The sequence below is a fragment of the Vibrio sp. V31_P5A7T61 genome, assembly GCF_009904895.1.
Classification (GTDB): domain Bacteria; phylum Pseudomonadota; class Gammaproteobacteria; order Enterobacterales; family Vibrionaceae; genus Vibrio; species Vibrio metschnikovii.
In genome coordinates, this window is sequence record NZ_WXWI01000033.1 from 253,307 (window position 1) to 276,861 (window position 23,555).

Here is a 23,555-nt window from a genome sequence, read left to right on the forward strand (position 1 = left end):
TTAATCTTTGTATTGAGCTGGAGTGGCTGCTACTAGTTTTTTAAAATTACGATGAAAGTGACTTTGATCATTAAACCCTAATTCTGTGGCAACTGATGCAATATTATATCCTTTCTTTAGCAACACCTTCGCTTCATTTATTCGCATGGCAATTTGTATGGCATGGGGGGTTATCCCATAAGATTTTCGAAATGAATGAATTAAGTGGTATTCACTTAACCCAGAGTGTTGAGCAATCTCTCTGATTGAGATATTGTTTTTGAAGTTGTCACGTATAAAACGATGAGCTCTGGCGATATTTGCTTTTGTTAGGCTCAACTCATCGATATCTATGGCGTTGGCATTGCGAAATAAATTGGAGAAAAATTCGATGCTTTCTTCTTCCATTTTTATGTGATCGACATCGTCTATGATTGAGTCTGCCAATGATTGAAACTGCCAGTAGAGCTCTGGGGAATTAGTATGGATAATCGAGAATGGTATAAAATTTTTTGAGGGGTTATCTACAATCATAGATTGTATGTTACCTAACCACTTCGGGCATACATAAAGCATCTTATAGCTCCAATTTGTATCTCGAGTGGGGTTACATGAATGTACTTCCAATGGGTTCACTATGACAAGAGAGCCCATTTCGATTTTGCTTTCCATATTGTTATTAAAATAATCACTTTGACCACAATCTACCGATCCAACAGAAAACTCTTCGTGAGTATGTTTACCATAGCATGCGTTTGAATTTGTGGAACAACGCAGTTCTATAGGAATTATATTGGATCGATAAAATTGCTGTTTAGCCATATCAACGAATACTCTTTCAACTAGATATGAAGAAAGTATATAGAACAGTTAACGCTAATAGTAGTCCCATAGAGATGTTAAACAGCTTGAACTGCTTAGGTGTTTCTATAACAGAACTGATGGTAACCCCTAGTATTGCCCACACTGAGAGCGATATGTAGCAAACGACAAAGAATATGCCACAGAATAAAAGTAATACCTCTAGTCCTACGTTTTGCCCTGTATAAAAAACTGAAATACCAGCAAGCGAAACGATCCATGCTTTAGGATTCAGCCACTGGCACATCATACCCTGTAAGAGCGATGGCGCTGATTTGCTTTCTTCTGAATCTTTACTTTTAGTGGTAGGTTCTTGGGTCGTCACTTTATAAGCGAGATATAATAGAAAACTTCCTCCTACATATGTCATGCCCTTTGCTAAATAAGGAATCTCGGCAATGAATTGCGATAATCCAAAGCCCAACAAAAACAAAATGGATACAAACCCGAAAGTTGCGCCAGTGATATGAGGTATAGTACGGGTATATCCGTAATTCGCTCCAGTAACAGTGGCTAAAATGTTGACTGGGCCTGGTGAGATCGAAGTCACCAAGGCAAAAGCAGCCATCGCTATTAGTTGTGAAATCATTATTGTTCCTTAAAAATCCGTAACTTCGCCAGTGTCATCAATGAAGCGATGTTCTTGTAAATCAACGATTCGATATCTTTTGGGTTTGATCTTGTCAGTCTTGCAATAGCCCGCTTGCCTCTCCCAATATCCCTGTTCAAATTCATCGGTTAAATGTAACTCTGATAGACACTTGACTCCCTTATAGCGATATAACGAGAAATCAACCTATATCTTTACATGCCAAGTAGTAGGCGGGGGGGCAAAAAAAACGAACCTAAAAGGAGCGTTCGCTCGTTCATGTAAAAGTTATCAACCCTCTGGTATGCATTAGCAACAAGAAGTAAACATGACTCATTGGATTCAACATGCTCAGAGGCTTGTTCAAAGGTTCTGAATAATAGTACTTCTAATGGGTCCCCAATAAGCCTTGATAGGTACTGAGCTGCATATTGGCTGCTTAAACCTTCAGGTCCCAGCGTAGCTACACAGGTTATTTTCGGAGTTTGCCTAAGCCAAAAAATGCCGTTATTTGGTGTCATTGTATAGTCCTTTTACACAGCAGTAATTGAGCTACACAATAAAATGCTCCTTAACACAAGTATTGTACAAAACTGTTGTTTATTTCCCCAATTTTGAATAATAAAAAGCTAGCTATCAAGAGATTTTATATAGTGTGGATAAGCAATAGGGTGACACTTGGCTGAATAATAGGTTTCGTATTCTCAATACAAACTATTTACTCTAAGGTGTCATTTATTGCGAAGTTATTTATATGTCTAGATGAAAATGCTATCAAAACGCATAAAATACCTTATTTTTCTGTCTTGTATGGTTGGTGCAGATCAGTTGTCTAACAGACGCAATCCCATCTTCTGTTTTACTATTTTTTTACTTAAGCATCCTGAACATGAATTTTTTTCACAATCAACATTAAGTAACAACATTGTTAAGTTAATTAAGGGCGAGTTATAACTGAGTCATGAATTGAACGGATGATCATTTGGTTTCATCTGATTGACACGGAAGATAACGCTGATGACTCAACATTTTACCTTTACCATTAAAAAGACTCGTCTTGATGAAAATTATCATCCAGCAGACAACACTCGTATTACCACTAACTTTGCTAACTTAGCGCGTGGTGAACATCGTCAACAGAACTTGCGTAGTGTATTGCGCATGATAGACCAACGTTTCAATGAGTTGGCTTGTTGGGATAACCCAACGAGTGATCGCTACTCGGTCGAGTTAGATATTATTTCAGCTAATATCAAAGTAGAAAATAGCAGCGAAACCATTCCATCGATTGAAGTGTTAAAAACCGGTATTTTGGATCGTAAAACCGGTCAACGGATTGAAGGGATTGTCGGCAATAACTTCTCTTCTTATGTTCGTGATTACGATTTTAGTGTCCGTCTACTGGATCACAATAAAGGCAAAGCGCAATTCTCAGTACCAGAAGATTTTGGTCTTTTGCATGGTAACTTATTTAAATCATTCATTAAATCAGAAGGTTACCAACAAAACTTTACTAAGCTACCGGTGATTTGTTTGAGCGTGTCAGACAGCAAAGTCTATCACCGCACCAATAACCAACACCCAATATTGGGGGTGGAATACCAGCCGACGGATTTATCGTTAACGGAACAATATTTCCAGAAGATGGGCTTAACAGCTCGTTACTTTATGCCGAGCAACAGTGTTGCGCCTTTTGCCTTCTATTTCTTTGGCGATTTGCTTAACGATTACACCAATTTGGAGCTGATTAGCACCATCAGCACTATGGAAACCTTCCAAAAGATTTATCGCCCTGAGATTTACTTTGCTAACCGGGTTGCTGGTGAGCGTTATGAAGCGAACTTGAAGAGCGATGCCCACTCGTTAACGGATATTGTCTATGACCGCGAAGAGCGTACTCAACTGGCAATAAAACAAGGTAAGTATGCGGAAGAAGTCTTCATCAAACCTTATCAATCGGTTCTTGAACAATGGGTCGCTCAGTGCGCTTAATCGTCAACCAAACAGTAGAATAGCCAACATTATGACAAAATTACTCCCAACTTCGACGGCAGGTAGTCTGCCAAAACCGACTTGGTTAGCTCAGCCAGAAGTGCTTTGGTCACCTTGGAAATTACAGCAACAAGAGTTAATAGATGGAAAATACGATGCTCTGCGTATTGCCTTGCATGAACAAATAATCTCAGGGGTAGACATTGTCAGTGACGGCGAACAAACCCGTCAGCACTTTGTGACGACTTTTATCGAACATTTGCATGGCGTTGATTTTGAAAATCGACAAACGGTGAAAATCCGAGACCGTTACGATGCTAGCGTGCCAAGCGTGGTTGGCCCTGTATCTCGGCAGAAATCGGTGTTTGTAGAAGATGCAAAATTTTTGCGTTCTCAAACGGATAAGCCCATCAAGTGGGCTCTGCCTGGGCCGCTGACGATGGTTGATACCCTTTACGATGGCTATTATCAATCTCGTAAAGAGCTGGCGTTTGAGTTTGCGAAAATTCTCAATGAAGAAGCTAAAGAACTAGAAGCGGCTGGTGTCGATATCATTCAATTTGATGAGCCGGCGTTCAACGTTTTTTTTGACGAAGTCAATGATTGGGGGATTGAAGCGCTTGAGCGAGCTATCGATGGTTTAAAATGCGAAACCGCGGTACATATTTGTTATGGCTACGGGATCAAAGCCAATACGGATTGGAAAAAAACGTTAGGTAGTGAGTGGCGTCAATACGAAGAGGTTTTTCCTAAACTGCAACAATCGAATATCGATATCATTTCTTTAGAGTGTCATAACTCTCATGTGCCAATGGAGTTACTCGAATTGGTACGTGGCAAAAAAGTGATGGTCGGTGCTATCGATGTCGCAACCAACAGCATTGAAACACCAGAAGCGGTAGCGGCCACCCTGCGTAATGCTCTGAAATATGTTGATGCTGACAAGCTTTATCCATGCACAAACTGTGGCATGGCTCCGTTGTCTAGAGCGGTAGCACGAGCGAAACTCCACTCATTAAGCGCTGGTGCTGAAATTGTACGCAACGAATTGTTAGCGAAGTTGTAGTGTGTTAGCCAATAGACATGTATTTAGCTAGAATATAAACAGCTGAGCGTTTTAAGCACACGATGCAAGAACAGCCAGCCTATGGGTTTGCAGATACAATCGGGAGTGGCAACATGGTAGCGATTTACATTATTTGTGGTATTGCGATGAGCATTGGTTTATTGGCTCTCTATGCACCCGATATTGAAAAATGGTGTGATAAACAATTGGGTAACCAAGATTAGATTTGGTTATTTAATCCTTTTTATTATCAATAAAGCTTACTTTTTAGTTTTTGCATCATCAACCACTTACTGTTGCTGGTAAGCACAGATAAATCCCCTGGGCATCAATCAATACTGTGATTAGGGCTGTTGATTGTAGCATCTAATTAACATGCCATTCGCTATCAAGGCCGCTTAGCGGCCTTGATAGCGATAACAAAGGTGAGCGCCATATTTACTGGCTTGATGAACTAGTACTACTGGCGGGTTCGATTTTTGCTTGATCGCGCGCTAGCTCTTCACTAAAGGTACGTTTACGGTAAAAGAAAGTGACTACCGTGGAGTTGATAACGATAAACAGTGAGTACATGACTGGGATCAATAAGATTTGTTGCTGTAATTCCCCTGCAAAACTTAGGCTAACCACCAAAGCGGCGAGGGGGCCATTTTGAATGCCGGTTTCTAATGATACCGTGCGCGCTTTTTGTGGATTAAGACCAAGCAAGCGTGAGAAGAAATAGCCAAAATTAAAGCCAATCAATCCAACCATGATCACCGCAACATAAACCGTCCAATGAGTGGTAAGCAGCAGTTGCCAGTTACGTGGTACCCAAGTGGCAAGCAAGAAAATAATCACCAATGCGCCTAATACGCCCCCCGTTAATTCAACCACAGCGCCAATATTGGCATTTTTACGCCGCAACCAGATACCAATCAGAGTGGGGATCAGTAGCGCAAACAATAAGCGACCAATTTGATCGGGCGGGATACGCAGCGAATCATCAATCCCTTGGGTATAGAACTGCATCAGTAGCGGAACCATCACAAATGCCGCTATTGTTGAGCAGATAGTCATCATGATACTCAAGCTGAGTAGGCTACGTGAAAAGTAAGCAAAGATATTCGAGGTAGTTCCTCCAGGCATACAACCAATCAATACCATGCCGACCGTTTGTGCTGGGGTGAGGTTAAGTAGCCAAGATAAAGCAAAGGCAATAAAGGGCATTAGGGCATATTGCGAGCTGAATCCGACCACGATAGCCCTAGGGTGTTTAAAGGCGATCCGAAAATCACGAAAGGTCAGGCTTGCGCCCATGCCAAACATAATGATGATCATCATGACCGATAATAGGGTTTCTTCAAAAGCGCTTAACATGGTGGCCTCCTAATGATCAGAATGGGTCGATTGGCCAAGGGCCATGGCACGAACATCTTTGCGCAGAACCTTGCCCACTGGGGTTTTCGGTAGTTCATCAACAAAGACCACTTTTTTCGGAACCTTATAAGCGGCGAGTTCTTTTTTACAGTGTTTTTTCACGCTTGCTTCATCTAATCCTTGCTCGCGCAACACCACATAAGCTTGAACTTGTTCGCCTGTGAGCGGGTCGGGAACGCCGACGACGGCTGACTCCATTACTTGCTCTAAGCCAGCGATCGCTTCTTCCACTTCGTTGGGATAGACATTAAAACCACTGACAAGGATCAAATCTTTTTTCCGATCGACTAAGCGTAAGCGGCCATCAGGATGCATGATGGCGATATCGCCAGTATATAACCAACCATCTCGCAGCGCATGAGCCGTTTCTTCCGGTTGCTGCCAATAGCCCTGCATAATTTGCACACCCTTAGCAATCAGTTCTCCCGGCTCACCAAGCGGGACGGTATGCCCGTCATCATCCACTAAGCGCAACTGAGTACCCGGCGTTGGAATGCCAATACAGTCGGGACGCGGATCGGTTAAGGGATTAAAGCAGAGTACCGGTGAACTTTCGGTTAGGCCATAACCTTCCACTAAAGGGCAATGAATGGCTTTTTGCCAACGTTCAGCAACTGTAGCATGTAAAGCGGTGCCGCCAGCTAAAGCGGCTTTAAGGTGTTTAGGCGGAAAGGTAGTAAACCACTCTTCATTGAGCAGCGCGTTATACAAGGTATTCACGCCAGTCATCCAACTGATAGGGTAGTTATCAAACGCGCGTTGACAATTTTGGATAGGTCTTGGGCTGGGTACCAGAATATTGTGCGCCCCTTGATGCCAAAACTCCAACAAGTTAACGCTGAAAGCAAAAATATGGTACAGCGGCAGAGCAGTGAGCACCGTCTCTTGGCCGCTCGTGACATGTCCTTGAACTAGGCTATCCATCTGCTCTACGTTACCGAGCAAGTTACCATGACTGAGCATCGCCCCTTTCGCAACGCCCGTGGTGCCCCCTGTGTATTGCAGCAGCGCGGTATCGGCGCGAGTTAAACCTTGCCAATACTCTGCCACATTCAGCTTATCGTTTTTCCCGCGCTGGCGGCCAAGGTGAATCGCTTGATCGATAGAATGATGGCTCAACTGATGCGTTGGGATCACCTTGTTCCAATATTTCAAGACCAGCTTAAGAATACCGCGTACTACCGGAGGAAACCACTGGGCTAGAGAGGTGACGACAACGTGCTGAATCGGGGTTTGCTCAATAATGTCTTGCAGTTTATCGGTGAACATATCGCAAATGACAATCGCTTTTACCCCAGCGTCACTGAACTGATGTCTCATTTCACGGCGGCTGTACAGTGGGTTAACGCTGGTTAAGATGCAGCCGGATTTGAGCACCCCGATCACCGCGACGGGTAAGCTTAAACAGTTTGGCATTTGCACCGCAACGCGATCACCAGCTTGCAAGCCAAGTTCGCCGCGTAGATAATGAGCAAAAGCGGTCGACATCTCATCCACCTGTCCAAAGGTAAGGCTGCCGTTCATACCATTGGGCATACAGGTGGTAAAAGCTTTACGTTGGCTGTATTTGGCGGCCGCTTCACTGAGCATTTCAGGAATACTGCGCCAAGCATGGCTGTCTTTAGCATGGCCTTGATGCAAAGCTAGTTGCTCCGGACTGTAGAGTTTGACCCAAGGGGCTTGGTCATAAATAGCATCGTTAGACATGAAGCGCTCACTTAACAAGTTATCGTTGTTTTGATATCTGACTCATTAACGTATAGCACAAACCACAGAAGCTGCTGATTTTAGTCAGCAATTTCTGAATTTCTATCTTCGGAAGTGTGATTTATCCTGACGACTTGAAGCTGTGGTGTTGGTTGAAGACGGTTATCCATCTTTGAATTTATTTTTTGGATTGACAGCATTGGTAGGCGTAGGTAGTTCACTCGCCGATCATTCTTTGTCTTATTTATCTGCGTACCTTCTCAATCAGTTTTGCTATTTCGGTTTTTATTCTGCTAGCAGAATTTTTTTAAGAGCTGCTCTAACTGTATTTGTTCTTGTTCCGTGAGCACTTTCAACATGCGATTCATATTGTCGACATGGTCATTCAAGGCTTGGTCGATCAACCTTTGTCCTTGTTCGGTCAAAATCACCTTACAACTGCGCCTGTCTTGATCGCTGGCAATGCGCTGCACTAAACCGCGTTGCACTAGCTGTTCAATACGTGTGCTGACCGCACCGGAAGAGAGCATCAAGGTTTGGTACAACTCAGTAGGCGTGATGGCGGTATTGCTACGACGGATGGTTGCCAGAATATCAAACTCAACTGAGCTTAAATCAAAGCGTTGGAAGACTTGCTCTAATTGAGGTTTCCAAAGTCCATAAGTGCGGCTTAATCGGCCAACAATACCCATCGCCGAGCAATCTAGCTCCGGTCTGACATTCTGCCATTGTGCAAGAATGGCATCTACTTTGTCATTTGGCATGGTGTTATCTGCTGACATGATGTCTCCCTCTAAATTTATCTTTTTAAAAAGATACTTGATTAAAAACCATTTCTCTATTATTTTCTAAAAAGTATCTTTTTTAAGAGATACTTTTATGGAAGTTAACGCTACTAAATAGGGTCAAAAATGAATACAACGTCAGGAATCAAGACGATGCTGCTTACTGCCATCGCACCTATCGTATGGGGCAGCACCTATATCGTAACCACCGAAGTACTACCGCCAAATTCGCCACTCATGGCCTCTTTAGTACGAGCTCTGCCTGCTGGGATATTGCTAGTACTGTTTGCTCGAACTTTACCAACTGGACATTGGTGGTGGCGTTTACCTGTATTGGGCTTTTTTAATATTGGTTTCTTCTTTTACTGCTTATTTTTTGCAGCGACTGAATTACCAGGAGGAATGGCAGCATTGGTGATGTCATTCCAACCTATGTTGGTGATGATGATGAGTTGGATTCTTCTGAGTACACGGATCACCCCTTTGCAGTGGGTTGCTGGGGGTGTTGGTATCATTGGGATTGGACTATTAGTGCTTAATCAAACCGCATCTTTGAGCATACAAGGTTTATTGATCGCCTGTTTAGGAACATTCAGTATGGCCTCTGGTGTGGTTATGACCAAAAAATGGGGCCGTCCTCAAGGCATGTCCACACTTGGATTTACCGGCTGGCAATTACTGTTTGGTGGCGTGTTTTTGCTGCCCACGACCCTGTGGATTGAAGGCGTACCAGAGCAAATTACTGTGCTTAACTACCTGGGTTACGGATATCTGAGTGTGGTTGGCGCTATGTTGGCTTACTTTCTCTGGTTCCGTGGTATTGAGCAACTGCCAACGGTCACTGTGTCCTTTCTCGGATTTTTAAGTAGCGTCTCAGCTTGCTTGCTGGGTTATGTCATTCTCGAACAAGCACTCACTTGGACGCAAATTTTCGGCGCAGGGGCGATTTTTATCTCGATCGTGCTGGCTATCCCGCGTTCCACCTCAACCACTTATTCAACAACACTGGCTTTCAGTTTAAAAAGAAATTGATATGAAACGGACTCTTATCTCTGGCAGTCAAAGCGCATACTCACAAAGTTTGAATGTGGCGAACTACTTAAAAGGCCTTGCAGAACCACATTTTAATCAGATCGAAATACTGGATTTACCGTTTTAGAATGAAGGTGTCTGGCAGAATAGTGATTACTGAGTGCCTACGAGACAGCGCTTTCGTCTGTGCACCGTGACATGGTCAATTTGGGCAAAACGTTTCTATTGCGAAATATTGCTGAACTGATACCGTCAGTGCCATTCGATACATGATAGTTCAAGGCAACGAAATGGAATATTTAGACGCGAGTGTGTGGATGGCCATAATGTTGGTTTTCATAGGCTCCTTTGTACAGACCGCGATCGGCTTTGGGCTAGCTGTGGTTGCATCGCCGTTGTTGTTCCTGATTTCTCCAGATTATGTGCCAGCGCCGATCTGTTTGGTCGCGCTATTTATTTCGGTGCTTAATGCGATGAAACATCGCGAGAGCATTTCGATTGGTGGGTTAAAAATGGCCTTAATTTGGCGTATACCGGGTTCGATTGTCGGTGGTTTACTGTTGATGTGGATTTCTACTCAGGCCTTGGCTCTGTGGCTGGGTTTGCTAGTGCTGTTTGCGGTAGCAGTGAGTTTGCTGCCGCTGCGTATTGAACCAAATCCAACTCGGATGGGCATCGCGGGATTTTTCTCTGGCGTATTTGGTACCAGTAGTGGCATCGGTGGCCCTCCGATGGCGCTGTTGCTTCAGCATCAAGAAGCTAATCAACTGCGCGGTAATTTATCGGCTTTCTTTGTATTTAGTTCGATCATCTCGTTAATGGTGCAGTGGCCGACGGGTTTTTTAACGTGGCACCATGTACTGCTGACTTTACCGTTGATCCCCGCTGCTTGGTTAGGCTATCTGTTAGCCCGTAAAACCACGTATTCATTGCCGAAAGAAAAAATCCGCGTTGCAGCGCTGGTACTTTGTTTAGTCAGCGGCGCAACCGCAGTATGGCATGGATTATTTTGACCATTTATCTACCGCCTTCATCAAAGTGCTCAATATTATTTCTTATGAAATTTAAAGGTGTCTGTCCGGTTTGTTTCTTAAAAAAGGCAATAAAAGCACTATCCGAAGAAAAATCTAGCCAATGGGCAACGTCGTTCACTTGTATTCCTCTAGAAAGTAATTCAATAGCTTTTAATAAACGCCATTGCTGTTTCCAGTCTTGGTAAGACATCCCTGTTTCTGATTTAAATAGCCTAGTGACAGTTTTGCTGCTTGCTCCGATAGAGATGGCAATGGAGGTCAGACTTGGCACTAAAAAAGATTCATTCATCAATTGCTCACGGAATTTATTAAATCGACGATCTACTGGTAGAGGAATTTGAAATGCATGACGTTTTGCAGCGTAAAACTCCTCCCAAAATAGAGCTGTCGTATTCTTCATTTCATGTTCAGATTTATCCCATGACCATAACGACATTTTATTAATCAGTGCTTTTAGCAGTGCATTTACTTCAATTATGGTGATGTCATTTGGATATTCAAAATCAGTGCAATCGAAGTATAACGAACGATAAGCGACAACATTCGTCATCGTCGCACGGTGTGGCGTTGATGGCGGAATCCAAACCGCTTTTGTCGGCGGTAAAATACATATCGCATTGTCTAAAGCAAAGCTCATACACCCTTGCGGAGCAAAAAGTAATTGCCCTTTTTTATGTTGATGCCTACCAGAGTCGTGTTTACCAACGTTAGCGGCTATGCCAACAACGCTAGAATTTAAGCTATCAGGATCGAAGTGAGTTTCTTGATTAATAAGTGCCATTTGTCCGAATTTTGATGTTTTTGGTTTTTTTATTGTTAATAGGGAAATGATAGTCCGATTTATACTGCGCGCCAATGTGATTCATAATGAGGACTTTATATGAATACGAAACCGTCTTTATGGCTAATGATTGTGATGTTGATGTTGCCACAAATTGTTGAAACTATTTATAGCCCAGCTTTAGGGTCCATAGCTCAATACTTCTCTGTTAGCTATTCCCAAGCTGCACAAACACTATCCGTTTACTTCTTAGCTTTTGCCATGGGTGTTTTAGTTTGGGGTATTTTGGCGGACAAATTTGGTAGACGCCCAACGATGATGGCTGGGTTATTTACATACAGCTGTGCAGCTTTGGTCGCGATTCAAGCGGAAAGTTTTACCGTGCTTATGATTGCACGAGCACTCAGCGCATTTGGAATAGCGGTTGGCTCAGTGGTTACACAGACAATGCTTCGTGATGCATTTAGTGGTGAAGAACTAGGCAAGGTCTTTAGTTTAATGGGAATGGGTATTTCGATAAGTCCAGTGTTAGGCATGCTGTTAGGTGGTCAACTTACAGCAATGGGTGGTCATCATTATGTGTTTTTCGCACTATTTATTATCGCTTTGCTGTTGTTTTTCTATAATTTGTTCAAGCTTCCTGAAACTCAAACTAAAAAGCAACCACTACAACTTGGCTATTTAAGTATTAGCATGTTTAAAGACCGACACATATGGCTGTCAGTAATATTAGTTGCGCTTTATAACATTGCTTTATTTTCTTATTACCAACTCGGCGCATTTATTTTCTCTGACTTAGGTTTGAATTCTGAACAATTCGGCTACAGTGGGATTGTCTTGGGATTTGGTACGTTGCTTGGCAGTTATGCAAACAAATCCCTCCTTGCCAAAAAAGTGTCGCAAAGGACTTTATTGTGGTTAGCGGCGCTGTTATTAGCGATAGGAGCTAGCGGTGTTTTTAGTATGCTAAATTCAATCGGGTTTGTTCTACCTATGATGTTGGTGGTGATGTCTTTTGGTATTGCGATTCCCAATGTACTGAGTTTAGCTTTGGTTGATTATAAACAACAAATGGGTAGTGCTGGCGCATTATTGGGACTGATGTATTACTTATTGATTGGTGGTGGATTAGCTTTAGCTGGTATCGTTCAGCATTTAGGTTTGGTATTAGTGATATGCAGTATAGCGACAATCTGTGCGACGTTCTTACGTTCACATCAATGACAAAATCAGGAGGAGTAACTCTGATTTTCTCCTCTTGACTTCTCTAGCTGAAATCCCCTAATCCGATTGCCTCATTTCTTTAGGAGAGTACGCCCACATGAATGACTGAGCCTGTTATCCATTTTTTCATTTACTTTTGGATCGACAGGGTTAGTCGGCGTAGCCACAGTTGGATGCGATCCTTATCGGCGACGATTTTACAGCAACTGCTGCGTCAAAATATGGGCTTTGAAGGCGTTATTATTTCAGACAGCACGAACATCGGGAATACGACTGAATGTAGTCTAGCATGGTGAGTAACTGATATCTTCAAATTATCCCTTTACCAAGTCACGAATAAACAAAAGCCCGATGTTGAACATCGGGCTTTGTCGTTTTCGGAATCGACTGTCATCGGAAGGAGTTACCTCGGTTTAATCTCCGAGAGGCTGCCTTTCTAAACCGCCACGATAAGAGTCGAGAGCAACCTTGAGTCGGCGCAGTTTATCGCGAGAGCGTCGCTTATGATTAACTGCTAATGACATTGAAAGCACGTCAACCAAAGCCAACATCGCGTAACGACAAGCGGATGGCTTGTAGATGAAATCTGTCTCTTGGTGCTCGATAGGCAGAACCAAATCGGCTTGCTCGGTCAAAGGCGTGTCTTTCGGAGTAATCACAATGACTTTTACGCCGTACTGCTTTGCTAATTGCGCGGTTTCAATGATCGCAGGGGTATAGCCTGTGGCTGAGATCATCACTAACACATCGTTTGTGTCTGCAGTAGCCGCAATCATGCGCGATAACAAACCATCATTATAGGCCACAACAGGATAGCCCAGACGGAACAAACGATGCTGCATCTCCTGTGCTGCAATGGTTGAACCGCCACCCATACCAATACAAATCACTTGTCTTGCGTTGTGTAGCCAGTTCACGGCAGTGTCGATATCTTCTTCAACAATCAAACGGTGGTTTACGTCAAGGGATTGCTTGATCGACTCATAGATACCTTGGTAGCCACTTTGATCGGGAGGCTCAAGGATGAATCGTTGTCCAACCGTTAAAGTTTGTGCCAATTTGATCTTCATATCTCGCACGTTTTTACAGCCAATAGCTTTGGCAAAACGGGTAATGGTGGCTTCACTCACTTCTGCGCTTTCTGCCAGTTCAGTAATGCTGGCATTGGCGGCAGTTTGAATGTCGTCTAGGATCAACTTAGCGACCTTCTTTTCGGCATCGCGCAGCGCACTGAAACGCTCAGTGATTTGCGAAATAATATCGATTTCTAAACTCAAGCTGTGTTCCTATCTTTTACATTGAGGCGATTGTTCCGCCTCTACAGGTTTGGCATGAAGTATAGCGAAAAGCTTCACTAAGCTCATCATCAGAAACATGTTTTCACCCAATGAGTGACTTGATACTCATCATCACAAATTGCCACGGCACGCCACTTATCAAATGTTAAACATGGATGAGAGGTTGAGAAGGCAATTATATCACCCACTTGAAGGTCGCTGTTTGCGTCTACTTCGATGAAGGCGTGTTGATCCATCACTGCGGTAGTTAGCGCACTTTCAATCGAGATTGGCTCACCATCGCGGTATGCGCGTTCAGGGATTGGCAACCCGGCATCAAATGCAACGTCACGTTTACCGAAGCCAGCAACTAGCTTAGTTGGCTCAGGGCGAGAAATGACATAAGCCCAAAGCTCTAGAGCCGATTCCAAATCACCGCCTAAATCACACGCTGCCCCTTGGTTGTTTTCAGCTCGCTGCATGACTTTGTTTTGTGCGTCTAGGTAAATGCCTGTGTCATGAATCGCGTAGCAACCTGGGCGAATGATGGCGTCAAAATCTTCTAGGTTGGCGAAGCATTCGGAAACCACGTCATACCAAGCAGAGCCTGCGCCAGTAACCAGAGGTTTGGACTCAATCAACTTTTTGCTTTGTAGCTGAGCTGCGATTTCTAATGTGGTGTTGAGGAAGTCACGAATGTCCTGTTCAGCATTGTCACCATGAATGACTCCTTCGTAGACCTCGATACCTTTGAGCGTAAGATGAGGTTGCTGGTGGATGAGAGTAGCGAGTTCAACCACATCTTGCTGGTTTCGGCATCCACAGCGACCGCCTTCGACACCAAACTCAATCAGTACATTAAGCGGCAATTGATGTTCAGCGAACGCACGTTCTAGCGCTTTGACGTTTCGGCTTGAGTCCACACAGCAATAGAAGTTGATCCCATGGGCTTTAACCAAGTTGGCGATGATGGTCATATTCGCGCGCCCCACTAGTTGGTTCGCCATGATGATATTTTTCGCTCCGCCGAGAGCCGCAATCTCTGCCTGAGCCGACGTTGCTACGGTAATGCCCCAAGCGCCGTTTTCTAATTGCTGCTGAAAGAAAGCAGGTGTCATGGTGGTTTTACCGTGCGGTGACAGCTTCACTTTGTGTTGATTGGCGAAACGCTGCATCCAATCGAGGTTGTTCTTTAATGAAGAAGATTTGATCACCGCAGCGGGTAGGGTGATCTCTTCATGGATCAAACTGTGTAATCCTTCCGAATTGCCCGCAACAGGTTGAGCCTTTTCTCCGTAACCTGGCGTGGTAACAAACTCATTATGATAGTTTTTATCACACTTTTGGCGATTGTCTTTCATGGCGCACCTACTTCTAACATGGTTTAACTGATTGATATTAAGTGTTTGTTGCTAACCACCATAAACAATATGTTAAAAAGTATCAAACAAATCTGAGTTTTTTGTGTGTTTCTTCACTGTTTAAATTTCAAGAATTATTAAGATGGAATCATGTTAATTACGGACGAAGAGAGTGAAGTATGCTGTTCGACACCATTATCAAAAGCGTAGAGGTATTTGACGGTACAGGTGCAGCACCATTCATTGCTGATGTTGCAATTCGTCAAGATCGTATTGAGCAAGTAGGTCAGCTAGACGAGCTTTCTGCAAAGAAGGTTATCAACGGTCAAGGTCTTGCGTTGGCTCCGGGATTTATTGATGTGCACACGCATGATGACATCAATGTGATTCGTTACCCTGATTGCTTAGCAAAGATTAGCCAAGGCGTGACGACGGTAATCGTAGGCAATTGCGGAATTAGCGCAAGCCCTACGGTACTCAGTGGTACTCCGCCAGACCCAATGAATCTATTGGGCAAGCAGGAAGATTTCAAATACCCAACTTTTGCGGAGTATGCGAAGGCGGTACAAGCGGCGAGCCCTGCGGTTAACGTCGCTGCGTTAGTCGGTCACACGACATTACGTAACAATGTGATGGACGATTTACTGCGCACGGCAACTGATGAAGAAATCGACCAAATGCGCCAAACATTGACGCAAGCGATGGAAGATGGGGCATTGGGTTTGAGCTCGGGTCTTGCTTATGCGAGTGCCAAGCAAGCGAACGCGGACGAAGTCATGCGCCTAGCGGAAATCCTCGGTCATCACGGTGGTATCTACACCACACACATGCGCACCGAGTTTGAAGAAATCATCAGCGCAATGGAAGAAGCCTTTGAAACTGGGCAGTACGCCAAAGTGCCAGTGGTGATTTCTCATCTTAAATGTGCAGGTGCAGGCAACTGGGGACGTACGGTAGAAGTGCTGGATTTGATGGACAAGGTTTCTGAGCATCAAGACGTGTCTTGCGATTGCTATCCATATTCCGCTAGCTCTTCGACACTGGATTTAAAACAGGTTACGGATGAAATTGATATCTTCATTACCTGGTCTGAAAGCAAACCAGAGCACGCTGGCAAGATGCTGAAAGACATTGCTGACGAGATGCACTTGCCTCTTATGGAAGCGGCAAAAGCATTGCAACCTGCGGGCGCGGTTTATCACTGCATGGTTGAAAGCGACGTTAAACGTGTACTTAAGTATAAGTTGACCATGGTGGGCTCAGATGGATTACCAAACGACCCGCATCCACATCCACGTTTGTGGGGCACATTCCCGAAAGTCTTGGGGCATTACTGTCGTGAAGAGCAGCTTTTCCCATTGGCAGAAGCGATTCACAAGATGACGGGTATGTCTGCCACACGTTACCAATTAAAAGATCGTGGAGAAATAAGAGCAGGCGCTTACGCAGATTTGGTTTTATTTAACCCAAATACAATTAAAGATACTGCAACGTACGAAAATCCAATTTCTGTCGCGCAAGGTATTGAATCTGTATTTGTAAATGGTGAGCTATCTTATTTAAAAGATAAAGTCACCGACAATAGAAATGGTGTATTTATTTATAGAAATAACACCCATCAATAATCTATAAAATTAATTAATTTTATAGATTAAGTATTATCACTGGAGAATATTATGTCAATTAAACGTTATGGTGTAGAAGGTGGCATAGGTACTGGCGGTCAACATTTACCATTTGCACGTGCAACAGAAGCGGGTGGCTTCTTATATGTATCAGGTCAAACACCAATGACTAACGGCGAAGTGGTAGAAGGCGGTATCGTTGACCAGTCTCGCTTAGCGATTCAAAACTGTGTCGATATTATGGAAGAAGCAGGCTACAAGCTAGCTGACGTAGTACACGTAAAAGTGGTACTAACAGATTCTCGTTACTTCCAATCGTTTAACAAAGTATTCAGAGAGTTCTTCGGTGATCACCCACCTGCACGTATTTGCATGGTGTGTGATCTCGTGGTGGACGTGAAAGTCGAGGTCGATGTGACTTGCTATCGCGAAGATCGCCGATAGAAATCACACTTTACCTAATTAAATTAAATAGAGTGCCGGAAATAATTACTTTCTTGTTATTACCCTTTCGGCACTCTCACTCCCTACATAAATATAATTTCATAAAGCAGTAGTGCGTAATATATTTAGCGAAAGCTATAAAAATAAAATTAGATAATATATGGAATGAAATCTAATACTTGCTGCTGGAATTATATCAATCTGAAAGATGGATTTTATATAAGAGGTGTTCAATGAACAGTACACTATTTCTTACCGGCTTCGGTGCGTATGTCTTATTTTTAATTTGGTTGGGGTGGTTTGTTTCTCGTAACCAAAAATCAGGTGAAGACTTTCTACTCGGTGGTCGAAGCTTACCTCTGTTTCTCGTATTAGGTACCACGATAGCAACCATGGTTGGCACGGGCTCAAGTATGGGCGCGGTCGGCTTTGGTTACTCAAATGGTTGGGCTGGTGCGCTTTACGGCATTGGCGGCGCAATTGGTATTTTACTATTGGCGCTGTGGTTTGCACCAGTTCGTAAACTTAACTTCATGACGATGAGTGAAGAACTTGCCTACTACGTGGGTGCAAACCGCATCGTGAAGAACGTGGTTGGTCTGCTTATCTTTATCGCTTGTATTGGCTGGCTGGGTGCACACATCCTTGGAGGTGGTATGTACTTAGCGTGGATTGCCGATATTGAGCTCAGCACTGCGAAGATGATTATCGCAGCAGCGTTTACCATTTATGTTGTAATTGGCGGTTACACTGCCGTAGTTTGGACGGATACCATTCAAGCCATCATCTTGTTTGTCGGCTTCATTCTAATGGCGGTACTGTCTGTGCAGCACATAGGTGGTTTAGACAACCTTTATTCTGCTATGGACCCAGAAGCAGTTAGCTTCCTTGCTATTGATAAGCTTGGTTTAATTCCTGCGGTTTCTCTTGCTGTCGTGATTGGTGTGGGTGTACTTGCAACGCCTTCATTCCGCCAACGTATTTACTCAGGTAAAGATGTATCAACCATCCGTCGTTCATTCGTGGCGTCTGGTGTGCTGTACTTGTTCTTCTCAATCATCCCAGCAGTTATTGGGATGGCGGCGCATGCGATGGACCCTGAACTGAACAACGCGAACTTTGCTTTTCCGTATATCGCAGCAACGATATTGCCAGCAGGCGTCGGTCTTATTGTTCTGATTGCGGGTTTATCGGCAACCATGTCGAGTGCAAGTTCAGATGCGATTGCGGGCGTGTCTATCTTACTGCGTGATGTTTACGTCATGTTCACAGGTCGCGTGCCAAACAAAGAATCCATGTTGAATTACTCTCGCTTGGCTTTGATTGTAGTGATCGGTTGTGCATTGCTGTTCGCACTAACCTCGAACGACATCATCAGCTATATCNTATTGGGATGGCGGCGCATGCGATGGACCCTGAACTGAACAACGCGAACTTTGCTTTTCCGTATATCGCAGCAACGATATTGCCAGCAGGCGTCGGTCTTATTGTTCTGATTGCGGGTTTATCGGCAACCATGTCGAGTGCAAGTTCAGATGCGATTGCGGGCGTGTCTATCTTACTGCGTGATGTTTACGTCATGTTCACAGGTCGCGTGCCAAACAAAGAATCCATGTTGAATTACTCTCGCTTGGCTTTGATTGTAGTGATCGGTTGTGCATTGCTGTTCGCACTAACCTCGAACGACATCATCAGCTATATCACTAAGATGATCTCGACAGTCATGTCTGGTATGTTTGTCTGCGGTATGTTAGGTCGCTTCTGGAAGCGTTACAACTGGCAAGGTGCATTGGCAACATTGGCCGGTGCATCTATCGCTTCATTTGCAGTAATGATGAGCCCAGACCTGACCACTTTTTGGGGTAACCCAGTGATTCCATCTTGCTTATTTGCCCTAACCGCAGGTGTGGTAGTAAGCCTAGTGACTCCAGCTAACCAAGTTTCACCAGAAATAGCGAAAGCAATCCTTGATGATGAGCGTGCTCTGATGGAAATGGAATTGTCTGATAAAGGTCTTCTGGAACAAGATGCTTCTCTACAAAACCGCACAACTGCGGCAAATCAAAATGCTTAACAGAAGAGAGTTTCCGGATCGAGCAGAAACTCGTTGATAAGCGCCTGACAAACGGGTGGCTCCCCCGAGCCACTATTCTAAATCTATCCAAATTAGGTGAACGATGACGGATTCATCCCATACTAAAATTGCTTTCTTTGGCGAATGCATGATTGAACTGAGCGGCGACCCAATTCGCAAAGGTTTTGGGGGCGACACGCTCAATACTGCACTTTACCTCTCTCGCCTGACTAATCAGCAACCTGTCCGAGTGTCTTACGCGACCGGTCTTGGGGAAGACGTACTTTCTCAAGAACTTCTGGAAAACTGGCAACAAGAAGGCATTGCAACTGATCTTGTCGAGATCTTCCCAGCTCAGTTGCCGGGGTTGTATATGGTGCAGACAGATCAAGAAGGCGAGCGCAGCTTTCTTTATTGGCGTGATAGCGCAGCTGTTAAAAGCTACTTCTCTACCTCTTCACTCAATAAATTAGAGTCTGCGATTACGAACCAAGAACTGGATTACCTCTACCTAAGTGGCATCAGCATTGCGATTTTAAATGACGATAGCAAGGTAAGGCTTAAAAAGGCGTTAAGTCTGTTCTCACAAGGTGGAGGCAAAATTATCTTTGATAATAACTTCCGTCCTCAACTTTGGTCTGCAGAAGAGGCGAAACATTGGTACAGCCAAATTCTGCCTTTAGTCGACATTGCACTTATCACAGAAGACGATGATGTCTTAGTGTGGGGGGAAGAAGAAAGTGCCGAGCAGCGCTGCCTTAGCTTTGGCTGCCCAGAAATCGTGATCAAACGTGGCTGCGAACCATGCAAGCTGGTTTGGTCGCAAGGTGATGACAAACAAAACCTCAGGCATCAAAACATAGAAAAGCAAAGCGCTTACGTAGCTGCAGAGAAGGTCGAGAAAGTGATCGACACCTGTGCTGCTGGCGATTCCTTTGCCGCTGGTTACTTGGCTGGGCGATTGACCGGACAAAGCTGTGAGCAGTCTGCTCAACTCGGTCACCGACTAGCCGCAACCGTTATTCAATATCCTGGCGCGATCATTCCAAACGACGCCATGGCTCATCTCATTCGATAATTTCCGAGAACGTATTATGTCCCAAGCAATGATTAAACAACTTCAGCAATTCAAAGTTATTCCAGTTATCCAAATCAACAAAGTTGAGCACGCGATTCCATTGGCGAAAGTACTAGTAGAAAACGGCCTGCCAGTCGCAGAAGTGACGTTTCGAACAGAAGCGGCAGCCGATGCGATTAAAGCCATGCGTGACGCATATCCGCAAATGTGCATCGGTGCAGGTACAGTATTGACGCCAGAGCAAATTACCCAAGCGAAAGACGCGGGCGCAGAGTTTATTGTCGCGCCGGGGTTGAATCCAAATACGGTACATCGCTGCCAAGAAATCAACATGCCAATTGTACCGGGTGTGAACAGTCCAAGTCAGGTTGAACAAGCACTTGAGCTGGGTTTGAACTTCCTCAAATTCTTTCCTGCGGAAGCGAGCGGCGGTATTGCGATGGTGAAATCGCTACTGGCACCTTATGTCGATGTGAGTTTGATGCCGACGGGTGGTATTGGCAAAAATAACGTCAATGATTACTTAGCCATCGACCGTGTGGTTTGTTGCGGTGGTACTTGGATGGTGGCACCGAGCTTAATTGAAAACGAACAGTGGGACGAGGTTGGCAAGCTGGTTCGTGAAGCGGTGGAGCTGGTCGCATAACTCAAACAAAGTGTTTTGGCCGAGTCACATGCTTCTTTGAAACAGAGTGACTCGGGTTGAATAACAACGATAGGATGGCGCGGATGAACAAAGGAACATTAGTACTACTCATTTCAGGCTTAATCACAATTCCAACGGCAGCGATGGCGATGACTCCCAACACCGATCTTAACCTAATGCCTTATCCACAAAATGTAGAGCTGGGGCAGGGGAAAATCTCACTGGATAAATCCTTCAGCATTTACATCAAAGGCTATGATTCACCGCGGGTGCAGTTCAACATAAAGCGCACTATGGAGCGTTTATATCGCCAAACTGGCTTACCAATGTTGAACTGGTATGCCGAGTCGGAAAAAGACGCGACCTTGGTGATTGATATTCGCAATGCGCCGAAGTCAGAGGTGCAAGACATTAATAGTGATGAGTCTTATCAACTGGAATCGCGCAATGGTCAGATCATCATTCGCTCCGAAGGCCCTTACGGTGCTTTCCATGGTTTAGAAACCTTTTTGCAGTTAGTGACTACGGATACGACAGGGTACTTTGTTCCTGCAGTGTCGATTCAAGATGAGCCGCGTTTTCCTTGGCGTGGTGTTTCTTACGACACTTCCCGTCACTTTATTGAACTCGATGTGATCCTTCGCCAACTCGATGCGATGGCATCAGCAAAAATGAATGTCTTCCATTGGCATATGTGGGATGACCAAGCGATCCGTATCCAACTTGATAATTACCAAAAACTGTGGCAAGACACCGCAGATGGTGATTACTACACCAAAGATGAAATCCGCTATGTGGTGAATTATGCGCGTAACCTTGGTATTCGAGTTATCCCTGAAATCTCTTTGCCGGGACATGCTTCGGCAGTAGCGCACGCATACCCTGAACTGATGTCTGGTATGGCCGAGCAATCTTATCCGCACCAACGTGGCTGGGGTGTGTTTGAACCGTTAATGGACCCTACCAATCCCGAACTTTACAAGATGCTGGCGAGTGTGTTTGACGAAGTGGTCGAGCTCTTTCCAGATGAGTATTTCCATATCGGTGGTGATGAGCCTAATTACCAACAGTGGAAAGACAACCCTAAGATTCAGCAATTTATCAAAGACAATAACTTAGATGGTGAGCGTGGTCTGCAATCGTATTTGAACACTAAGGTTGAACAAATGCTGGAAGCACGTGGCAAGAAGATGACAGGTTGGGATGAAATCTGGCACAAAGATCTTCCCACTTCGATTGTGATTCAAAGCTGGCAAGGGCACGACAGTATTGGTCGAGCAGCAAAAGAGGGCTACCAAGGTATTCTCTCAACAGGTTATTATCTAGACCAGCCTCAACCAACCAGCTATCACTACCGCAATGACCCAATACCGAAAGGAATTACGGTAGATGACCAACTATATCAAGATGAGAAATTCGCGACTTATGATTGGGTGAAACCGCGCAACAAAGGTGGTCCGCGTATAGGTAATCTAACCATTATTAAAGCGGCAGACGGCAGCTACCGTGCGTTTACCGATTACAACGGTAAGTCTCGCGAAGAGGTGTTCATCATTGAGTACCTACCGGGTGTGAAATTTAGAGGCCACTTCGATAACTTTATGTCTTATACCGAGTTCAATTATGACTTTGCGGATGGCAAGTTGAAAGATAGTAGTTACCAGTTGATTGGCAATGTTCGTTGGCCTACGACTGGAGAATTAGTGGCGAGCAGTGACATGGAAGGTAGTATAATTCCCGAGCCTAATGGCGGTTATCCGGCAGAACTGACCGAGAAAGAACAGCAGCTAATCTTGGGTGGAGAAATCACCATTTGGGGAGAGAACCTCGATTCAATGACCATCGAGCAACGTTTATGGCCGAGAAGCTACGCAATTGCTGAGCGTCTATGGTCGAGTCAAGACCTGACTGATGAACGCAGCATGTACAGGCGCATGAAGGTAATAGATACATGGTCTGAAATTTCGCTTGGCTTGCGTCATCATGCCGATGCCAATATGATGTTGAAACGTCTTGCCAATGGTGCGGACGAAACACCGCTACAAACGTTAGCGAAGTACATTGAGCCTGCTCAATACTACGCTCGTCACTGGGAGAAGTGGATCTCTACACCAAACGAAGGCGATTTATACAACCAGTACGAACGATTAAACCGCTTTGCGGACGCATTACCAGTAGAAAGCCTAGCAGTGTACGAGATGCAAGATTTGGTCGTGGCTTATGCTCAAGGTGATATAACTGCGTTGGATGCGTTAGCGATGCATTATCAAAATATTAAATTAGCGGCGCAGCAAGCCAAACCTATTTTCGCGGCAAATGTGGCGTCGGTAGAAACAGTGCCAGTTGCAGAAGCTGCCATCAAAGTTGCCGATTTAGGTTTAACCTTGATTAAACTTGCTAAGCAGGGCTGTGGTATGGGCCAATCTGATGCTGAAGCGTATCAACGCATCATCAATGAAAATGCGATTATTTTTGATGAAACCATTGTCGCTATTGTCGTACCAACTGAGCAGTTGCTTCACACTTTAACCGATTGATAACTAAAAGAGATTGCCGTCTGGTATCACAGGCGGAATCTTAA

19 protein-coding genes and 3 pseudogenes are annotated in these 23,555 nt (G+C 44.4%); 14 read left to right on the forward strand and 8 right to left on the reverse strand.

Features of this window, described 5'->3' with window-relative positions; genetic code table 11:
• Together CAG58_RS08750 and CAG58_RS08755 are read right to left on the reverse strand one after the other, a co-directional pair.
• Window positions 1-801, reverse strand: coding sequence for an AraC family transcriptional regulator (locus CAG58_RS08750; protein ID WP_161429669.1), 801 nt, complete (start codon window positions 799-801; stop codon window positions 1-3).
• Window positions 802-817: 16 nt separating this feature from the next.
• The gene (locus tag CAG58_RS08755; RefSeq protein WP_202598238.1) at window positions 818-1,429 is read right to left on the reverse strand and encodes a LysE family translocator; all 612 of its coding nucleotides are present in this window, start codon (window positions 1,427-1,429) and stop codon (window positions 818-820) included.
• Between the two features lie 1,017 nt (window positions 1,430-2,446).
• Here CAG58_RS08755 and CAG58_RS08765 point away from each other — a divergent pair.
• Window positions 2,447-3,421: a DUF1852 domain-containing protein gene (locus CAG58_RS08765; protein WP_161425071.1), complete on the forward strand. Its 975-nt coding sequence runs from the start codon at window positions 2,447-2,449 to the stop codon at window positions 3,419-3,421.
• A 31-nt stretch (window positions 3,422-3,452) separates the two neighbouring features.
• Window positions 3,453-4,487, forward strand: coding sequence for a methionine synthase (locus CAG58_RS08770; RefSeq protein WP_161425070.1), 1,035 nt, complete (start codon window positions 3,453-3,455; stop codon window positions 4,485-4,487).
• Window positions 4,488-4,925: 438 nt separating this feature from the next.
• Here the strand turns inward: CAG58_RS08770 and CAG58_RS08775 are convergent, their stop codons facing one another.
• The 3 genes from CAG58_RS08775 to CAG58_RS08785 form a co-directional block, all read right to left on the reverse strand.
• Entirely contained in the window at window positions 4,926-5,846 is a 921-nt protein-coding gene (locus CAG58_RS08775) for a bile acid:sodium symporter family protein (protein ID WP_110167890.1), read from the reverse strand.
• Window positions 5,847-5,855: 9 nt separating this feature from the next.
• Window positions 5,856-7,613 carry an AMP-binding protein gene (locus CAG58_RS08780; RefSeq protein ID WP_161425069.1) on the reverse strand — a complete coding sequence of 586 codons (1,758 nt, stop codon included), beginning with the start codon at window positions 7,611-7,613 and terminating at the stop codon, window positions 5,856-5,858.
• A gap of 293 nt (window positions 7,614-7,906) precedes the next feature.
• Window positions 7,907-8,377 (reverse strand): MarR family winged helix-turn-helix transcriptional regulator, encoded by a 471-nt coding sequence (locus CAG58_RS08785; protein WP_202598248.1) that lies wholly within the window; start codon window positions 8,375-8,377, stop codon window positions 7,907-7,909.
• Window positions 8,378-8,524: 147 nt separating this feature from the next.
• Between CAG58_RS08785 and CAG58_RS08790 the strand changes: the two genes are divergently transcribed.
• The 3 genes from CAG58_RS08790 (at window position 8,525) to CAG58_RS08800 (ending at window position 10,443) form a co-directional block, all read left to right on the forward strand.
• Window positions 8,525-9,430, forward strand: a complete 906-nt coding sequence (locus tag CAG58_RS08790) for an EamA family transporter (RefSeq protein WP_161425710.1) — start codon at window positions 8,525-8,527, stop codon at window positions 9,428-9,430.
• Window position 9,431: 1 nt separating this feature from the next.
• Window positions 9,432-9,557: a hypothetical protein gene (locus CAG58_RS08795; protein ID WP_411847835.1), complete on the forward strand. Its 126-nt coding sequence runs from the start codon at window positions 9,432-9,434 to the stop codon at window positions 9,555-9,557.
• Between the two features lie 163 nt (window positions 9,558-9,720).
• Window positions 9,721-10,443: a sulfite exporter TauE/SafE family protein gene (locus tag CAG58_RS08800; protein WP_072669336.1), complete on the forward strand. Its 723-nt coding sequence runs from the start codon at window positions 9,721-9,723 to the stop codon at window positions 10,441-10,443.
• A 4-nt stretch (window positions 10,444-10,447) separates the two neighbouring features.
• On the opposite strand, the gene CAG58_RS08805 is transcribed toward CAG58_RS08800, so the two are convergent.
• The gene (locus CAG58_RS08805; RefSeq protein WP_161425711.1) at window positions 10,448-11,245 is read right to left on the reverse strand and encodes an AraC family transcriptional regulator; all 798 of its coding nucleotides are present in this window, start codon (window positions 11,243-11,245) and stop codon (window positions 10,448-10,450) included.
• Window positions 11,246-11,344: 99 nt separating this feature from the next.
• On the opposite strand from CAG58_RS08805, the gene CAG58_RS08810 reads away from it, so the two are divergent.
• Both CAG58_RS08810 and CAG58_RS17065 read left to right on the forward strand, forming a co-directional pair.
• Entirely contained in the window at window positions 11,345-12,469 is a 1,125-nt protein-coding gene (locus CAG58_RS08810; RefSeq protein WP_161425709.1) for a multidrug effflux MFS transporter, read from the forward strand.
• Window positions 12,470-12,648: 179 nt separating this feature from the next.
• A pseudogene (locus CAG58_RS17065) lies at window positions 12,649-12,735 on the forward strand (glycoside hydrolase family 3 N-terminal domain-containing protein); the annotation flags it as partial.
• A gap of 147 nt (window positions 12,736-12,882) precedes the next feature.
• Here the strand turns inward: CAG58_RS17065 and CAG58_RS08820 are convergent.
• Both CAG58_RS08820 and CAG58_RS08825 read right to left on the reverse strand, forming a co-directional pair.
• Entirely contained in the window at window positions 12,883-13,746 is an 864-nt protein-coding gene (locus CAG58_RS08820) for a MurR/RpiR family transcriptional regulator (protein WP_004395533.1), read from the reverse strand.
• Window positions 13,747-13,835: 89 nt separating this feature from the next.
• Window positions 13,836-15,107 carry an amino acid deaminase gene (locus tag CAG58_RS08825; protein ID WP_161425707.1) on the reverse strand — a complete coding sequence of 424 codons (1,272 nt, stop codon included), beginning with the start codon at window positions 15,105-15,107 and terminating at the stop codon, window positions 13,836-13,838.
• Between the two features lie 179 nt (window positions 15,108-15,286).
• Here CAG58_RS08825 and CAG58_RS08830 point away from each other — a divergent pair, with 179 nt between their 5' ends.
• From CAG58_RS08830 to CAG58_RS08860, 7 genes and pseudogenes are all read left to right on the forward strand, one after another.
• Window positions 15,287-16,732: an N-acyl-D-amino-acid deacylase family protein gene (locus CAG58_RS08830; protein ID WP_161429668.1), complete on the forward strand. Its 1,446-nt coding sequence runs from the start codon at window positions 15,287-15,289 to the stop codon at window positions 16,730-16,732.
• A 51-nt stretch (window positions 16,733-16,783) separates the two neighbouring features.
• Window positions 16,784-17,176: a RidA family protein gene (locus CAG58_RS08835; RefSeq protein WP_004395531.1), complete on the forward strand. Its 393-nt coding sequence runs from the start codon at window positions 16,784-16,786 to the stop codon at window positions 17,174-17,176.
• Window positions 17,177-17,409: 233 nt separating this feature from the next.
• Window positions 17,410-18,561 (forward strand): annotated as a pseudogene (locus CAG58_RS08840) (sodium:solute symporter family protein); the annotation flags it as partial.
• A 2-nt stretch (window positions 18,562-18,563) separates the two neighbouring features.
• Window positions 18,564-19,250 (forward strand): annotated as a pseudogene (locus CAG58_RS08845) (sodium:solute symporter family transporter); the annotation flags it as partial.
• A gap of 103 nt (window positions 19,251-19,353) precedes the next feature.
• Window positions 19,354-20,328, forward strand: coding sequence for a sugar kinase (locus tag CAG58_RS08850; protein ID WP_161425492.1), 975 nt, complete (start codon window positions 19,354-19,356; stop codon window positions 20,326-20,328).
• A 16-nt stretch (window positions 20,329-20,344) separates the two neighbouring features.
• The gene (locus CAG58_RS08855; RefSeq protein WP_161425491.1) at window positions 20,345-20,974 is read left to right on the forward strand and encodes a bifunctional 4-hydroxy-2-oxoglutarate aldolase/2-dehydro-3-deoxy-phosphogluconate aldolase; all 630 of its coding nucleotides are present in this window, start codon (window positions 20,345-20,347) and stop codon (window positions 20,972-20,974) included.
• A gap of 83 nt (window positions 20,975-21,057) precedes the next feature.
• Window positions 21,058-23,511, forward strand: a complete 2,454-nt coding sequence (locus tag CAG58_RS08860) for a beta-N-acetylhexosaminidase (protein ID WP_161425490.1) — start codon at window positions 21,058-21,060, stop codon at window positions 23,509-23,511.
• Window positions 23,512-23,555: the final 44 nt, after the last annotated feature.

Coding starts and splice junctions, on each gene's coding strand:
- CAG58_RS08750 (WP_161429669.1), bottom strand. CDS start 801: ATGGCTAAACAGCAATTTTATCGATCCAATATAATTCCTATAGAACTG.
- CAG58_RS08755 (WP_202598238.1), bottom strand. CDS start 1,429: ATGATTTCACAACTAATAGCGATGGCTGCTTTTGCCTTGGTGACTTCG.
- CAG58_RS08765 (WP_161425071.1), top strand. CDS start 2,447: ATGACTCAACATTTTACCTTTACCATTAAAAAGACTCGTCTTGATGAA.
- CAG58_RS08770 (WP_161425070.1), top strand. CDS start 3,453: ATGACAAAATTACTCCCAACTTCGACGGCAGGTAGTCTGCCAAAACCG.
- CAG58_RS08775 (WP_110167890.1), bottom strand. CDS start 5,846: ATGTTAAGCGCTTTTGAAGAAACCCTATTATCGGTCATGATGATCATC.
- CAG58_RS08780 (WP_161425069.1), bottom strand. CDS start 7,613: ATGTCTAACGATGCTATTTATGACCAAGCCCCTTGGGTCAAACTCTAC.
- CAG58_RS08785 (WP_202598248.1), bottom strand. CDS start 8,377: ATGCCAAATGACAAAGTAGATGCCATTCTTGCACAATGGCAGAATGTC.
- CAG58_RS08790 (WP_161425710.1), top strand. CDS start 8,525: ATGAATACAACGTCAGGAATCAAGACGATGCTGCTTACTGCCATCGCA.
- CAG58_RS08795 (WP_411847835.1), top strand. CDS start 9,432: ATGAAACGGACTCTTATCTCTGGCAGTCAAAGCGCATACTCACAAAGT.
- CAG58_RS08800 (WP_072669336.1), top strand. CDS start 9,721: ATGGAATATTTAGACGCGAGTGTGTGGATGGCCATAATGTTGGTTTTC.
- CAG58_RS08805 (WP_161425711.1), bottom strand. CDS start 11,245: ATGGCACTTATTAATCAAGAAACTCACTTCGATCCTGATAGCTTAAAT.
- CAG58_RS08810 (WP_161425709.1), top strand. CDS start 11,345: ATGAATACGAAACCGTCTTTATGGCTAATGATTGTGATGTTGATGTTG.
- CAG58_RS08825 (WP_161425707.1), bottom strand. CDS start 15,107: ATGAAAGACAATCGCCAAAAGTGTGATAAAAACTATCATAATGAGTTT.
- CAG58_RS08830 (WP_161429668.1), top strand. CDS start 15,287: ATGCTGTTCGACACCATTATCAAAAGCGTAGAGGTATTTGACGGTACA.
- CAG58_RS08835 (WP_004395531.1), top strand. CDS start 16,784: ATGTCAATTAAACGTTATGGTGTAGAAGGTGGCATAGGTACTGGCGGT.
- CAG58_RS08850 (WP_161425492.1), top strand. CDS start 19,354: ATGACGGATTCATCCCATACTAAAATTGCTTTCTTTGGCGAATGCATG.
- CAG58_RS08855 (WP_161425491.1), top strand. CDS start 20,345: ATGTCCCAAGCAATGATTAAACAACTTCAGCAATTCAAAGTTATTCCA.
- CAG58_RS08860 (WP_161425490.1), top strand. CDS start 21,058: ATGAACAAAGGAACATTAGTACTACTCATTTCAGGCTTAATCACAATT.